The sequence below is a fragment of the Nocardia sp. NPDC088792 genome, from assembly GCF_044750615.1.
GTDB lineage: Bacteria > Actinomycetota > Actinomycetes > Mycobacteriales > Mycobacteriaceae > Nocardia.
Genome location: NZ_JBIVKC010000002.1, coordinates 248,942 through 263,332, shown reverse-complemented (window position 1 = coordinate 263,332; position 14,391 = coordinate 248,942). Strand labels below are relative to the sequence as shown.

Here is a 14,391-nt window from a genome sequence, read left to right as displayed (position 1 = left end):
TCAGTACTGGCCGGATTGGTTGAGGGCCCGGTGGGCCTGGTCCACGGCGTGGCGTTTGGCCTCTTCGCGGTCCCAGGCGTTCAGTCCCTTGGTTTCGAAGAGTTTGTCGCATTCGGCGCCCGCGAAGCCGGCGATCAGTTCCTTGGCCAGGGCGTGTGACGCGGGCTTGCCATTGGCTGCGCAATGCTTCTCGTAGGCCTTCATGGCCTCGAATCCCGCTGCGCCGCCGATCAATTCGTGCGACAGCTTGGCTTTGTGGTCGTCGTTGTTCGGGTCGATGTTGTAGACCTGGTCGCGCTTGGCGCTGTCGTTGTCGAAGAAATCGAACAGACCCATGGGGTTCCTCCCGATCGATCGTCTGCCGGCGCACTACCGCGGCGGAGACTCACTGGAAGGTAACACCATCCCGTCTGCGACTCGCCGGTTTCAGTATCGCTGCGGGCCAATCGATTTCATGATCAAACGCTCGATATGAGGTCTTTCCGGAAACCGCCACGGACGTGATTCGCGGCACGTTCGGGAGCGGTCTTGCCGGTCGACGGTTCGACTGTGACGCGTGTCCGATTTTGTCAATGTATACCAGTCGGTATAGTCAGGGACAGTACGGCGGCCGTCTTCAAGTCATTGCCGAATGAACGAGATTTCACAAGCGAACTGGAGAGACGATGTATCGCCTTCGAACGTATGTCGCCGGTGCGCTGGCCGGTGTTGCCATGACTGCCGCGGCCTGCGCCGCGGGCGCGGGTGTGTCGGCCGCGGGTGGGCCGGTGCTCGAGCAAGGTTGCCAGACGGGTTCGATGGTCCCTACCGCCGATCCGCACGAGTACGACACGTGTATCAAGGATGGGTGGGGCAACGTCCGGCGATGCCCGCCGTGGACGGTTGTCAGCCCCGCCGGAGAAGGTGAAATAGTTTGCACGCCTGAGTAACTGGCGTGCGTTCCACCTTACGGGTGACGCGCGGTGCGGCTGAGAGTGCCGTCGAGGTACTCGGCCCGGCAGGCGCGACGCGCGATCTTGCCGCTGGACGTGCGGGGGATGGAACCGGCCGGGACCAGGAGCAGGTCGCGGACGGTGATGCCGTGCCGGTGGGAGAGCGCCGCGCGGACTCGGGAGGTGACCAGGTCGGCGTCCAGTTTGCCCACGCCGATGCCGCGTTCGGCGACTATGACCAGCTGGCTGGTGGCGTCGTCGGGGTCGTAGGCGGTCGGATTGCGTTCGGGGAAGGCGTGCCGGGGGAGCTGGTTGGCGGGGACCGAGAAGGCGGCGACGAAACCGGGGCGCAGCGCGGTGGTGGCGTCCTGCGCGGAGTATTCGAGGTCCTGGGGGTAGTGGTTGCGGCCGCCGACGATGACCAGGTCTTTGAGCCGGCCCGTCACGTACAGGCGACCGCCCAGGTAGGCGCCGTAATCGCCGGTGCGCAGCCACATTCCGTCGGCGGGTACGTCACCGGCGTGGCTGCCTCTGGACAGCTTGCCGGACAAGGTGTTTCCGAAGGTGTGGGCGGATTCCTCGGTGCGATTCCAATATCCGACGCCCATATTGTCGCCGTGTAACCAGATTTCGCCGACCGTGCCGTCGGGTCGTTCCTTTCCGGTCTCCGAATCCACGATGGCCGCCCATTGCTCGCGTGCCACATATCCGCAACTGACCAGTGCGACAGTGGATTCCGATTCCACCGGCACTCGCACCAGGCGGCCGTCGCCGAGCTGAATTCGATCCACATGAAGGATCTCGGCGGCTTCCCGCGCCCGCGTGGCGGAGACGAAAACGGTGGCCTCGGCCATTCCGTAGCAGGGCTTGATGGCATTGTCCGGCAGGCCGTAAGGCGCGAATGCCTTGGTGAACTTGTGCAGAGCGGATACCGTCACCGGTTCGCTGCCATTGATCAAGCCGATCACCTGCGACAGGTCCAGCTCTACGCCCGGCGCCGGTCGGCCCCGGGCGGCCGCGTAGTCGAATGCGAAATTCGGTGCGGCGGAGAAGACTCCGCCGGGTTCCGCGGTCGCACCCAGCTCCTTGATCCACCGGTAGGGCCGGCGCACGAAGGCGCTGGGCGACATCATGGTGAGGTAGCGCCCGCCCAGCATCGGCAGGATGACGCACAGCAACCCCATATCGTGGAACAGCGGCAACCAGGTGACTCCTCGGGACCCCTCATCGAGCCCGAGGGCGTCGCACAGTTGCAGCAGGTTGGTGCACACGGCGCGGTGGGTGATCTCGACCCCGGCCGGAATCCGGGTGGAACCGGACGTGTATTGCAGGTAGGCAATCGAATCCGCGCCGGTGCCGGGGTGTCGCCAGCGGGCGCCGAGGACGTCGGGTACGGCGTCGACGGCGATCATGCGCGGCCGCCGGGTGGCGGGCAGATGCCCGAAGAAGGCGCGGACGCCGGCCGCCGCGGAGGTGGTGGTCAGGATGACCGCGGGTGCGCAGTCGCCGAGCACCGCGTGCAGGCGGTCGGTGTGGCCGGGCTCGTCGGGGGTGAACAGCGGTACCGCGATGGTGCCGGCCGTGATGGCCGCGAAGAAGGCGGCCACGTAGTCCAAGCCGTGCGGGCAGAGCACGGCGACGCGCTCGCCGGGCGCGCTGACCTGTTGGATGCGGGCCGCGATCGCGCGCACCCGGGCATCGAAGGCGGACCAGGTCAGATCGTGGTATTCGCCGTCGCGGTGGCGCGAATAGTCGGCGTAGCGGTACACCACGTCGTTCCCGTGTAATGCGACACGCCGGTCGATGAGATCGATCAGGGTTGTGCCCGAATTGATCTCGATATCAACGGAACTGTCGAACGAGATTGCCGTCATGTACCCGATCCTCCGATCTGTTCTCATTCACCTGTATCGCAGAAGCTTTCACGATCATTTCGTGTCGGACAACGGTGTCGTTTATTGCAGTGAACTCCGCTGTGATTGGAAAAACCTTGGTAGATACTAGGAATGATCTTCACAATGACATAGCGGTTACTGTGGCCCAGGCGCAGATGGTCGCTATGGCGAAGATGAGGACGAGGGTTACCGCGATCTGCAGGAGCATGGCGCGGCGCACGGTCATCGGCCGGAGCTTGGCGGTCTTCATGCCTACGACGGTGTCAGGGGAGTCCGGTCGGTTTCTTGTTCTTCGCATCAAGCAGGAACCCCCGTGCTTGTTGTTTTCGACAACCAATACCCGGATAGACTGCGGCAATGGTCTCCGCACCCGCGACGGTCCGCAGCCTGGTCGCAGAACTGGGCCCTGACGTCGCCCGGCTGGTCACGGGCACCGTAGGGGCCGATCGCAGCGTCACCGCCGTCGAGATCTACGACCCCGTGCACCCGGACCTCCGCCCCGGCGCATTCCTGCTCGGCGCGGGAGTGCACACCACCGCCGGATTCGAGGCGTTTCTCGATCATGCCGTGCGGCATCGAGCCGCCGCGGTCGCCGTGAAAGGGGACTTGGCACTCGCCCCGGATCCGGCCCTGCCGATCGTCCGGCTGAGCGCGGACGTCTCCTGGATGGACATTGCCAGCACCCTGCGCGAGCAGCTGCTCGGCCATGTCCGGATGCAATGGTCGCCCGCCGCGACGGCCACCGACCTGTTCGCGGTCGCCGACGTCATCAGCGCCACCATGGTCGCGCCCGTCACGATCGAGAACGCCGCCTCGTCGCTGGTGGCCTGGTCGGCCTGGCAGGGACCGGCGGATGCCATGCGCATCGAATCCATCCTGTCCCGGGCCGTGCCCGCGGATCGGGTGCGCGCCTTGGAGGAGCGCGGCGTATTCGATGCGTTGCGGGACGGAACCGCACCGGTTTTCGTGCCGCGCGGTGCGGCGGGCGATGACGCGTCGCCGCGCGTGGCGATCGCGGTGCGTGGCGGCGGGATGCTGCTCGGATACATCTGGCTGGTCGTCTCCGAGCCATTGTCCGAGGAGAAGGCGCGGCAGCTGACCGAGTCCACGGATCTTGTTGCCGCATACCTGATGAACGCCGGTGCGGACATGATCGGACTGGTCCGGCGGCGTCGCCGCGCCCTCGCCGAGGCGATGGTGGCGGGCGGACCGGCGGGCACCGCCGCGGCCAAGCGATTAGGTCTGGCAGCCGGACCGGTGTGCGTACTCGCCATCGGACCGATTGCGAGCGAAGGGGATTCGGCCTCGACCGATCCGGCGACGGTTGCGAACCTGGGCCGCCTGGAAGATCTGCTCGGCCACTACCTGGCCGCCGTCCACCCCTCCGGCGTCGCCATTCGCGGCGACCAGACCGTGTACGGACTGTTGGCGTGGCCCCGGAGCTCACGCCCGCGCGCCGCCGGCGCGACCCGTTCGCTGGCAATGGATTTCGCCGGCCGCACCCCCATGCTCGCCCGCTACAAGATCGCCGTCAGCCCGCCCGCCGAGACCCTGTCCCGCCTGCCGGAGGCGCGCATCCAAGCCGACGGCATCCTGCGCGCCATGCAGCACCCCGGTATCGCCTCCGCTCCCGTGGCGGACCTGGACGATATGGCCCTGCCCCTGCAACTCCTGCAACTGACCGATTACGCGGACTCCATGGGCCTGCCCGAATACACCGGCCCCATAGCCGTTCTCGCCGCCCACGAGGGCCCCGACGGCCAGCTCATGGAAACCCTCCGCGCCTACTTGGCCGCCGCGGCCCAAGCCGAGACCGCCGCCGCCACCCTGCACATCCACGTCAACACCCTGCGCTACCGCCTCCGCCGCATCCGCGAGGTCTGCGGCCTCGACCTCCGCGACGCGGACGCCATGCTCCTGGCCCACCTCCAACTCCGCTGCGCGGACCTCCGCCACTCCAACTGATTCCGCGGAGCCGGTTCCCGAGCCCGCCGCAGCGTCGGCGGGCGGCCGGAACAGCAAGCAGTCGCGGGCACCGCTCCGCAGCAGTTCAGCGGGGTCGGTTGTGGCCCTTCGGGGGAATGAGGATGTCGAGGGCGATGCGGAGGTGGGTGCGGGCCGCGTCGGTGGTGAGTTCGCCGGAGAGCCAACGGGAGGAGAGGCCCTCGGTGAGAGCTGTGATGGTGACCGCGGCGTGTTCCGGGTCGGTACGGTCGGAGATTTCGCCGAGTGCGCGAGTCAGGCGGATGGCCTCGGCGGTTTCGGTGGTCCACTGCCGGGAGGCCTGCGCGAGCGGCTCGCGGAGCGGGGTTTCGTAGACCGCGCAGGCGCGGAGTTCGTTCCAGGCCAAGGAGTTCTCGACGACCTCGGGGAGATCCTGGATCTCCGCGAGCAGGTAGTCGACGAGTTGTTCACGGCTGGAGCCGGAGCCGCTCGCCGCCTGGCGGTAGGTGAGGGCCTGGTCGTTGATGTAGGTGAGGGCGGCCGCGAGCAGGCCGTCGCGGTCCTTGAAGTGGTAGTAGAGCAGGCCGGGGGAGACTCCGGCGACCTCCGCGATATCGCTCACCCGCAGCCCGCGCACCCCGCGCTCGGCGATCGCGGTGGCACTGGCCCGCAGGATGGCCTCGCGCCGGCTCGTCATGCCGCCGGTTGCTGCTGGGTGATGCAGTGGATACCGCCGCCGCGGGCGAAGAACTCGCGGGCGTCGACGGTGATCACGCGGCGGCCCGGGTAGGCCTCGGCGAGCAGCGCGCGGGCGGTGGCGTCGCCGGGATCGTCGAAGCCGCAGGCGATTACGCCGTCATTGACGACCAGGTGGTTGATGTAGCTGTAGTCGACCCAGCCTTCGTCATCGCGGAGGACCTCTGGGGCAGGGATTTCCACTATCTCCCAAGGCTTTCCATTGACATCGTGGGTTTCGCGCAAACCCGCGATGATGTCGGCGCTCACCGCGAAATCCGGGTGCGAGGCATCCTGCTGCGAGTGCACCAGCAGTCGCCCCGGCGAGGGGATGGCCGCCACGATATCGACATGCCCGCGCGTGCCGAAGCGTTCGCTGTCGCGGGTGAGGCCGCGCGGCAGCCAGATCACGTGCCGCGCGCCGATGGTGCGCGCGAGTTCGGCCTCCACCGCGGCCTTGTCGAGGCCCGGATTGCGGCCGGGATCGAGTTGCACGGTCTCGGTGACCAGCACCGTGCCCTGCCCGTCGACCTGGATGCCGCCGCCCTCGTTGACCAGCGGCGAGGCGATGATCTCCGCCCCGGCCAGCCCGCCGACGATCCCGCCGATGTGCCGATCCCGTTCCCAGCGGGCCCATTCCTGCTGTCCCCAGCCGTTGAACACCCAGTCCACCGCGCCCAGCCGGCCGTCGGCGCCGTACACGAAGGTCGGCCCGATATCGCGCATCCACGCATCGTCCAGCGGCGCCTCGATGACCGTGATATCGCCGGACAGGTAGCTCCGCGCGACTTCCCGATCGGCGGGATCGACGACCATGGTGACGGGCTCGAACTCCAGCACGGCGTGTGCGACGGCCGACCACGCCGTCCGTGCCGCGTGCGCGGATTCGGCGGTATCGAAGACACTGGCCCCGCCCGGCGGGAACGCCATCCAGATGCGTTCCTGCAGCGCGGTTTCCGAGGGCATGACCCAGTTCATCAGGACTCCGATCCGTAGGGGTTGGCGGCGTCCACCGGCGCGGTCAGGCGCGCGTAGGTGTCGGGCCGCCGGGTGGTGTTGAACGGGAAGAGGTCCAGCCAGTCCGCGCGTTGCGCGAGGTCCAGGTCGGCGACCAGTACGGCGGCTCGGTCCCGCGGCGCCTGCACGAGGATGCGGCCGTAGGGATCGGAGATGAAGGACGAGCCGTAGAAGGTCACGCTGCCCTCGTCGCCGAATCGGTTGGGTACCACCATGAATGTGCCCGCGGTGATCCCGTTCCCGACGATCACGTGCTGCCACAGCGGCTGCGTGTCGAATGCCGGGAAGGACGGTTCGGACCCGATCGCGGTGGGGTACACCAGGATTTCCGCGCCGCCCAGCGAGTACATGCGCGACACCTCCGGGAACCATTCGTCCCAGCAGGTCGGCAGGCCGATGGCCGCCGAGTCGAGCCGGGCCGGACGGTGGATCGGGTACGCGTTCTCGGCGGGACCCTGCCGGAAGTAGGTGTCCTCGTAATAGCCTGCGGTGACCGGAATGTGCAGCTTGTGGGTGCGGCCCAGCAGTTCCCCGTCGGGGGAGACCATGATCGCGGTATTGAGCCCGAGCCCGTCCGCGGCTTCGGCGCGCTGGTAGAGCGAGGCATGCACGACGACGTCATGGTCCTTGGCGGCCTGCGCGGCGAAGGAGAAGGTCGGCCCGGACAGCAGCTCCTCGGCGTCCGCACCCGGATTCGCGCCCGCCCGTACATCGGCCGGGTAGCGGGACAGCGTGAGTTCGGGCAGGAACACGGCCCGCGCCCCCTGCTCGGCGGCCAGCCGAATGCCCTCGCTCAATTGCGCTCGCAGCGCGTCCGGATCGGCCAGCCAGCGGTGCTGCACCAGGCCCACGCGCAGCGGCGCGCGCTCCGATTCCGCCACGCGAGCGAAGGAAACGGGCGGGTGGAAAGCGGTTTCGACGGTGAAATCGGAGTCGGTCATTGCTGTACCTCCTGCTTCGATACTGACAAAAACTGAAAATTCAGTCAAATTAGCGCCGAAGGCGGTGGGCAACGCATGTGCGCTGCCCGCCGCCTGTCGCCGCCGCTTACGGCAGGGCGATGTACTTGGTCTCCAGGTACTCCTCGATGCCCTCGGTGCCCGCCTCACGCCCGAGCCCCGACTGCTTCACGCCACCGAACGGCGCGGCCACATCGGAGATGATGCCGCGATTCACGCCCACCATGCCCGATTCCAGGGCCTCCGCGACCCGCAGGGCGCGGTCCAGGTTCTGCGTGTAAATGTATGCGGCCAAACCGAATTCGGTGTCGTTCGCGGCCGCGATGCCCGCTGCTTCACCGTCGAATCCGGTGATGGCGGCGACCGGGCCGAACACCTCCTCGCGCAGGATCCGGGCATCGGCGGTCACCTCCGTGAGCACGGTGGGCTCGTAGAACCAGCCCGCGCCGGGCACTTTCGCGCCGCCCGTCGCGACTCGCGCTCCCTTGAGGACGGCGTCCTCGACCAGCGCGGCGACGGAATTGCGCTGCTTCTCGGTGATGAGCGGCCCGACCTGGGTGCCGTCGAGGGTGCCCGGCCCGATCTTCAGGGCGCGCATGCGCTCGGTGAGCCGGGCGGTGAATTCCTCGCGCACGGCATTGTCGACGTGGAAACGGTTCGCGGCCGTGCAGGCTTCGCCGATATTGCGCATCTTGGCGGCCATGGCGCCCTCGACGGCCGCAGCCAGATCGGCGTCGTCGAACACCACGAAGGGGGCATTGCCGCCGAGCTCCATCGAGCCGCGCAATACCTGCGAAGCCGACTGTGCCATCAGGATCTTGCCGACTCCGGTGGAGCCGGTGAAGGTCACCTTGCGCAGCCGATCGTCCTCGAACATCGGATCGGTCAGCCGCGCGGCGTGCGAGGTCGGCAGGATGGACAGCACGCCCGCGGGCAGTCCGGCCTCGGCGAACACCTGGCCCAGCAGCAGCATGGTCAGCGGTGTCTCGGCGGCCGGTTTCACCACCATGGTGCAGCCGGCGGCGAAGGCGGGGGCGATCTTCCGGGTGCCCATGGCCAGCGGGAAGTTCCACGGCGTGATGGCCAGGGTGGGCCCCACGGGCTGCTTGGTGACCAGGATGCGGCCGCTGCCCGACGGTGAGTGCGTGTACCGCCCGTTGATGCGGACCGCCTCCTCGCTGAACCAGCGCAGGAATTCGCCGCCGTAGGCGACCTCACCCTGCGCCTCGGCCAGCGGCTTACCCATTTCCAGCGTCATGAGCAGCGCGAAGTCGTCGCGCCGCGCCATCACCGATTCCCAAGCGCGGCGCAGGATCTCGGCCCGCTCGCGGGCCGGGGTAGCGGCCCAGGACGCCTGCGCCGCAGCGGCGGCCTCGAGCGCGCGCTGCCCGTCCGCGGCCGTGGCATCGGCGACCTCCACCAGTACCTCACCCGTCGCCGGATCATGCACGGGGAAGGTGCCGCCATCGCTCGCCGCTGTCTGCTCACCGCCGATCCATAGTCCGGTGGGCACGGTGGCGAGCAACTCTGCCACATCACGCATGATGAATTCTCCTAGATATCAACGGAATTCGTGCAACGGGTCCGGTATCGCGGCTCAGCGGGTCTGCTCGCGCAGCACGTCGGCGAGCACGCTCAGGCCGTCGGCGAGCAGCTCGTCGCTGATCACCAGCGGCGGCAGCAGGCGGATGACATTGCCGTAGGTGCCGCAGGTGAGCAGGACGACGCCGCGGGAAAGGGCCTCGGCGGCAACGGCCTTGGTGAGAACCGGGTCGGGTTCGCTGGTGCCGGGCCGGACGAGTTCGATGGCGATCATGGCGCCGCGGCCGCGCACATCGCCGATGACGCCGGTCTCGGCGGCCAGGGCATGCAGCTTCGGCATGACCGCGGCTTCGATTTCGCGGGCGCGGGCGGGCAGGTCGAGCTCGCGCATGACATCGAGGGTGGCCAGCGCGGCCGCGCAGGCGACCGGGTTGCCGCCGTAGGTGCCGCCGAGGCCGCCGGGATGCACCTCGTCGAGCAGGTCGGCGCGGCCGGTGATGGCGGCCAGCGGCATCCCGCCGGCAATGCCCTTGGCCATGGTGATGATGTCCGGCACGATGTCCTCGTGCTCGCTGGCGAACCAGGCGCCGGTGCGGGCGAAGCCGGTCTGCACCTCGTCGGCGATGAACACCACCTCGCGCTGGCGGGCCCATTCGGCGAGGGTGCCCAGGAATCCCGGTGCGGGCACGATGAATCCGCCCTCACCCTGCACGGGTTCGATGATGATGGCGGCCAGCGAATCCGCGCCGATCTGCGCTTCCATCCGGGAGATCACCCGCTGTGCGGCCTGCTCGCCGGTGAGGCCCGCCTCGTCCCGGTACGGGTAGGACATGGGCATGCGGTAGACCTCGGGCGCGAACGGGCCGAAATTCGCCTTGTACGGCATGGATTTCGCGGTCAGCGCCATGGTCAGGTTGGTGCGGCCGTGATAGGCGTGATCGAAGGCGACCACCGCGGTCTTGCCGGTCGCCAGCCGCGCCACCTTGATGGCATTCTCGACGGCTTCCGCGCCCGAGTTGAACAAGACGGTGCGCTTGTCGTGCTGCCCGGGAGTGAGCGCGGCGAGTTCCTCCGCCACTCGCACATAGCCCTCGTACGGGGTGACCATGAAGCAGGTGTGCGTGAAATGCGCGGCCTGCTCGGCGACCGCCGCCGCCACCGCCGGATGCGAGGCGCCGACCGAGGTGACGGCAATGCCGGACCCCAGGTCGATCAGCGAGTTTCCGTCCACGTCCACGATCACGCCGCCGTCGGCGTCCGCCACATACACCGGCACCGAGGAGCCGACACCGGCGGCGACGGCCGCCTTGCGGCGCGTGGTGAGAGCCGCCGAGCGCGGCCCGGGCAGGCTGGTGACGAGGTTGCGCTGCTGCGGCAGCCGGTAGGAGATGGGGGTCATCGCTGGTTCTCCAGGTCGAATAGTGTGGAAGCGGAAGAAGTTCGGCGGAAGAAGTCGGGATTGCGCCGGCGCGCCACCGCCATCAGCGCCACGCCCAGCAGCAGAATGCCGAAGCCCAGATAGAACACCAGCCCGATCCCGCCGATGGCGGCCCCGCTGGCATTGTCCGGATTCATGCTCTCGCGCACCGAGACCACGAACACCGCCATCAGCATGATCCCGCCGAGCAGCGGGAACAATCCCTTGAAGATGAAATTCCGGATACCGCCGAACAGTTCGCCGCGGAAGAACCACACGCACGCGAACGCGGTGATGCTGTAGTACCAGCAGATCATGATCCCCAGCGCCGCAATGGTATCCAGCAGCACCCGCTCGGACAGCAGCGAGGTGACCGTGTAGAAGGCGCCGGTCACCACACCGGCCACCGCCGTACTGAAGGTGGGTACCAGGAACCGCGGATTGACTTCGGCGAACTTCTTCGGGAACGCGCCGTACACGCCCATGGCCAGCATGGTGCGCGCGGCGGGCAGGAAGGTGGTCTGCAGGCTGGCCGCCGACGAGGCCAGGATCGCGAGCAGCAGCAGCGGACCGGCCCAGCCGAGCACCGGATCGGCGAGCGCACCGAACACATTGTCGGCGTTGTCCTTGTTGCCCAGGCCCAGCCCGGTGTCGCCGATCCCGGCGTACATCATGACCGCGACGGCGACGAGCAGATACGTCACCAGAATCGACAGCACGCAGAGCAGTCCGGCGCGGCCGGGCACCTTGTTCGGATCCTTGGATTCCTCGCCCAGGGTCAGGCAGGTATCCCAGCCCCAGAAGGCGAAGATGGAGCCGGTGACGCCGATCATGAAGGCGCTCAACGCAACTCCGCTGAACGGGTCGAACCAGTCCAGGCTGAAACTCAGGTGCGCGGGCGCATCACTGCGGGCCACCTGCACCAGCGCGGTGACCGCGAAGGCCAGCAGCACCACCATCTGGAAGCCCACCAGCACGTACTGCACCTTCTGGCTGGTGGTGATGCCGCGCCCCGCCACCACGGTGGCAATGGCGACGAAAATCAGTGTGGTGGCGATGTTCACGCCCTTGTGCTGCGCGAGTTCGGCGATCGAGGGGTTCGAGAAGATCCGTCCCAGGAACAGATAGAAGAACTCCACCGCGATGGCGGCCAGATTCGACAGCACGATAATGGTCGCCATCACCATGCCCCACCCGCACATCCAGCCCACATAGGGACCGAAGGCCCGGGTGGACCAGGTGAACGACGCCCCGCAGTCGGGCATGCGGGAATTCAATTCGCGATACGCGTAGGCGGTCAGGAACATCGGGACGAAGCCGGCGATCAGAATCGCGGGCATCTTCAATCCGACGGCCGCCACGATCAGGCCGATGCTCGCGGTCAGCGTGTAACCGGGCGCGACGGTCGAGATACCGAGCACGGCACCGGAGAAGGTGCCGAGTTTGCCTGCGGCCAAACCTTTTTCGGTGGTTTCCACCGCGACCTGGGGAGGGTCAGTCGTGAGGCTCATAGATTTCCTCCTTGGGAACCACGACCATCGGCACCTGGAGGACCCTGAGCATCTTCGCGGCGGTGGAGCCGAGGAACAGGCGGCGTGGTTGGGCTAGGCGGCTGGAGCCGACCATGATGAGATCGCCGTCATGCCAGTCCAAGCGGTTGACGGCGGCTTCGACGGTAGCGCCGTCGGCGGTCAGCGACGTGACCGGAAAACCCTCGGGCAGGCGGGATTTCGCCGCCTCCAGGGTGAGTTCGGCGTGCCGGCGGGCACGCTCGGAGAGTGAGTCGCCGCTCTCGGCGGCGTAAGCGGGTTCGGGCTCCGCGTGCGGGATGCGCGCCGAATCCAGCGCTGCCCGAACGGGATCCACGGCAATCAGCGACACCAGCCGCAGCGGAGTGCCCGCCGCCGCGCTGGCCCGTACGGCCAGGTCGAGCAGCAGGTCCGCGCCGGGCCGGTCACCGATCGCGCAGGTCACCTCGCGGACGCGGGTGACCGTCGAGGTGCGGGCGCCGCGCGGGGCCAGCGCCAGCGGCACCGGCGCGGAGTGCAGCAGTTCACCCGTCACCGTGCCGATGGAATGCCGGCCCAGCAGCCCGTCACCCGCCGCACCGACCACGATGCCCAGGGCGCCGAGCCGCTGCGTCTCCTCGATCAGGCCCGCGGCGAACGATTCGTGAAAACTGATGTGCCCCTCAGCAGTCACATCAGCGGGCACCGCGGCGACGGCCGCGGCGATCCATTTGCGGGCCTGCACGGCGAGCAGGTCGTCATAGCTGCTGTTGGGCGACGCCCCCGGCGGATCCGGGGGCAGCACCATACAGATGTCGAGATGCGCGCCGAGCGTGCGCGCCAGCCGGATGGCGAGGGCGAGGCCGTCGTCACCGCTGGGCGTCGCCAGATATCCGACTACGAGTCTGCGCATGCCGGCGGCCTAGTCGTGCGAGCTCATGACGTGCTTGACGCGCGTGTATTCCTCGACGCTGTAGGCCGACAGATCCTTGCCGTAACCGGAGTACTTGAAACCGCCGTGCGGCATCTCCGCCACCAGCGGGATATGACAGTTCACCCAGACGGCGCCGAAATCCAGTGCGCGGGTGAGCCGTTCGACGGTGCCGTGATCGCGGGTCCAGACGCTGGAGGCCAGGCCGTAGCGCACATCGTTGGCGTAGGCGACGGCCTGATCCTCGTCGGCGAACGACTGCACGGTCAGCACCGGGCCGAAGGTCTCGTCCTGCACCAGGGCATCGTCCTGGCGGACACCGGTGATGATGGTCGGCTCGACGAAGAAACCCGTATCGCCCCAGCGGTTTCCGCCGGTCACCACGGTCGCGTGCGACGGCACGGCGGCCAGCTTGCCCATGACGGCATTGAAGTGGTTGATGTTGTTGAGCGGACCGTAGAACGCGGTCGGATCGTCGGGGCGGCCCGGCTTCAGCGTCTCCGCCGCGGCCACGAGCGCATCGACCAGCTTGTCGTGAATCGACTCGTGTACGAGGACGCGGGTGGCGGCGGTGCAATCCTGCCCGGCATTGAAGAACGCGGCCTGCGCGATACCCAGCGCGGCCTTCTCGATATCCACATCGCCGAACACCACCGCGGGGGCCTTACCGCCCAGCTCCAGATGCGCCCGCTTCAATTGGGCCGCAGCCGATTCCGCGACCGCGATGCCCGCACGCACCGAACCGGTGATGGACACCAGGCCGGGGGTGGGATGGCTGACCAGCTCCGCGCCGGTGCTCGCATCGCCGAGCACGACGTTGAACACGCCGTCCGGCAGGATGCCCTTGGAGAGCTTCGCCAGTACCAGAGTCGACTCGGGGGTGGTGTCACTCGGCTTGAGCACGATGGTGTTTCCGGCGGCGAGAGCCGGGCCGATCTTCCAGATGGCCATCATGAACGGGTAGTTCCAGGGGGTCACCTGGGCGACTACACCGATGGGCTCGCGGCGTACGTAGGAGGTGAAGCCATCCATGTACTCACCGGCGGCGCGGCCCTCGAGCAGGCGCGCGGCGCCCGCGAAGAAGCGGATCTGATCGGCGCCCACGGTGACTTCCTCGGCGGCGATCACCGCTTGCAGCTGACCGGTATTGCGGCACTGGGCCGCGACCAGTTCATCGGCGTGCGCCTCGATGGCGTCGGCCAGCTTAAGCAGGGCGGCCTGCCGCACGCCGGGCGTGCTGCGGCCCCAGGTCTGGAAGGCGCGTGCGGCGGCCGTCATGGCGGCGTCGATATCCGCGCGATTCGAGACGGGGGCGCGGCCGACGATGGTCTCGTCGACGGGGTTGACCAGATCGAGGGTCGCGGTCGCGGCGGATGCCACGAATTCGCCGTCGATGTAGTTCTCGAGCGTGGGACTCACCGTTGAGGTCACCTGGTTCCACCGTCCATCTCGTCGTTCACTGGTGGAGCTCAGTGTGCGGTGAAACACATCGATAGCGCGCCTGCCAACTT

At 67.9% G+C, this 14,391-nt stretch carries 12 protein-coding genes; 1 reads left to right on the top strand and 11 read right to left on the bottom strand.

Annotated elements, in window-relative coordinates; genetic code table 11:
• The 3 genes from ACIP5Y_RS10580 to ACIP5Y_RS10570 form a co-directional block, all read right to left on the bottom strand.
• A complete protein-coding gene (locus ACIP5Y_RS10580) occupies positions 1 to 336 on the bottom strand; it encodes a DUF3759 domain-containing protein (RefSeq protein WP_400349526.1) in 336 nt (111 codons plus the stop codon).
• 610 nt (positions 337 to 946) lie between these two features.
• Positions 947 to 2,806: a long-chain-fatty-acid--AMP ligase FadD32 gene (fadD32, locus tag ACIP5Y_RS10575; protein ID WP_400349525.1), complete on the bottom strand. Its 1,860-nt coding sequence runs from the start codon at positions 2,804 to 2,806 to the stop codon at positions 947 to 949.
• A gap of 139 nt (positions 2,807 to 2,945) precedes the next feature.
• Positions 2,946 to 3,077 (bottom strand): hypothetical protein, encoded by a 132-nt coding sequence (locus ACIP5Y_RS10570; RefSeq protein WP_397016612.1) that lies wholly within the window; start codon positions 3,075 to 3,077, stop codon positions 2,946 to 2,948.
• Positions 3,078 to 3,184: 107 nt separating this feature from the next.
• Here ACIP5Y_RS10570 and ACIP5Y_RS10565 point away from each other — a divergent pair, with 107 nt between their 5' ends.
• Complete coding sequence (locus ACIP5Y_RS10565; RefSeq protein ID WP_400349524.1) at positions 3,185 to 4,792, top strand: PucR family transcriptional regulator; 1,608 nt, start codon at positions 3,185 to 3,187, stop codon at positions 4,790 to 4,792.
• 85 nt (positions 4,793 to 4,877) lie between these two features.
• On the opposite strand, the gene ACIP5Y_RS10560 is transcribed toward ACIP5Y_RS10565, so the two are convergent.
• The 8 genes from ACIP5Y_RS10560 to ACIP5Y_RS10525 form a co-directional block, all read right to left on the bottom strand.
• On the bottom strand, positions 4,878 to 5,468 hold the full coding sequence (locus ACIP5Y_RS10560; RefSeq protein ID WP_400349523.1) for a TetR/AcrR family transcriptional regulator: 591 nt from the start codon (positions 5,466 to 5,468) through the stop codon (positions 4,878 to 4,880).
• Positions 5,465 to 6,484, bottom strand: a complete 1,020-nt coding sequence (locus ACIP5Y_RS10555; protein WP_400349522.1) for an agmatine/peptidylarginine deiminase — start codon at positions 6,482 to 6,484, stop codon at positions 5,465 to 5,467. The genes ACIP5Y_RS10560 and ACIP5Y_RS10555 overlap by 4 nt, the downstream gene beginning before the upstream one ends.
• Complete coding sequence (locus ACIP5Y_RS10550; protein ID WP_400349521.1) at positions 6,484 to 7,464, bottom strand: nitrilase-related carbon-nitrogen hydrolase; 981 nt, start codon at positions 7,462 to 7,464, stop codon at positions 6,484 to 6,486. Before ACIP5Y_RS10550 ends, ACIP5Y_RS10555 begins: the two co-directional genes overlap by 1 nt.
• A gap of 106 nt (positions 7,465 to 7,570) precedes the next feature.
• Positions 7,571 to 9,025, bottom strand: coding sequence for an NAD-dependent succinate-semialdehyde dehydrogenase (locus tag ACIP5Y_RS10545; RefSeq protein ID WP_400349520.1), 1,455 nt, complete (start codon positions 9,023 to 9,025; stop codon positions 7,571 to 7,573).
• A gap of 54 nt (positions 9,026 to 9,079) precedes the next feature.
• Positions 9,080 to 10,423 (bottom strand): 4-aminobutyrate--2-oxoglutarate transaminase, encoded by a 1,344-nt coding sequence (gene gabT / locus ACIP5Y_RS10540; RefSeq protein WP_400349519.1) that lies wholly within the window; start codon positions 10,421 to 10,423, stop codon positions 9,080 to 9,082.
• Entirely contained in the window at positions 10,420 to 11,952 is a 1,533-nt protein-coding gene (locus ACIP5Y_RS10535) for an APC family permease (protein WP_400349518.1), read from the bottom strand. The genes gabT and ACIP5Y_RS10535 overlap by 4 nt, the downstream gene beginning before the upstream one ends.
• Complete coding sequence (locus ACIP5Y_RS10530) at positions 11,936 to 12,862, bottom strand: universal stress protein (RefSeq protein ID WP_400349517.1); 927 nt, start codon at positions 12,860 to 12,862, stop codon at positions 11,936 to 11,938. Before ACIP5Y_RS10530 ends, ACIP5Y_RS10535 begins: the two co-directional genes overlap by 17 nt.
• Before the next feature lie 9 nt (positions 12,863 to 12,871).
• The gene (locus ACIP5Y_RS10525; protein ID WP_400349516.1) at positions 12,872 to 14,299 is read right to left on the bottom strand and encodes a gamma-aminobutyraldehyde dehydrogenase; all 1,428 of its coding nucleotides are present in this window, start codon (positions 14,297 to 14,299) and stop codon (positions 12,872 to 12,874) included.
• Positions 14,300 to 14,391 lie beyond the last annotated feature (92 nt).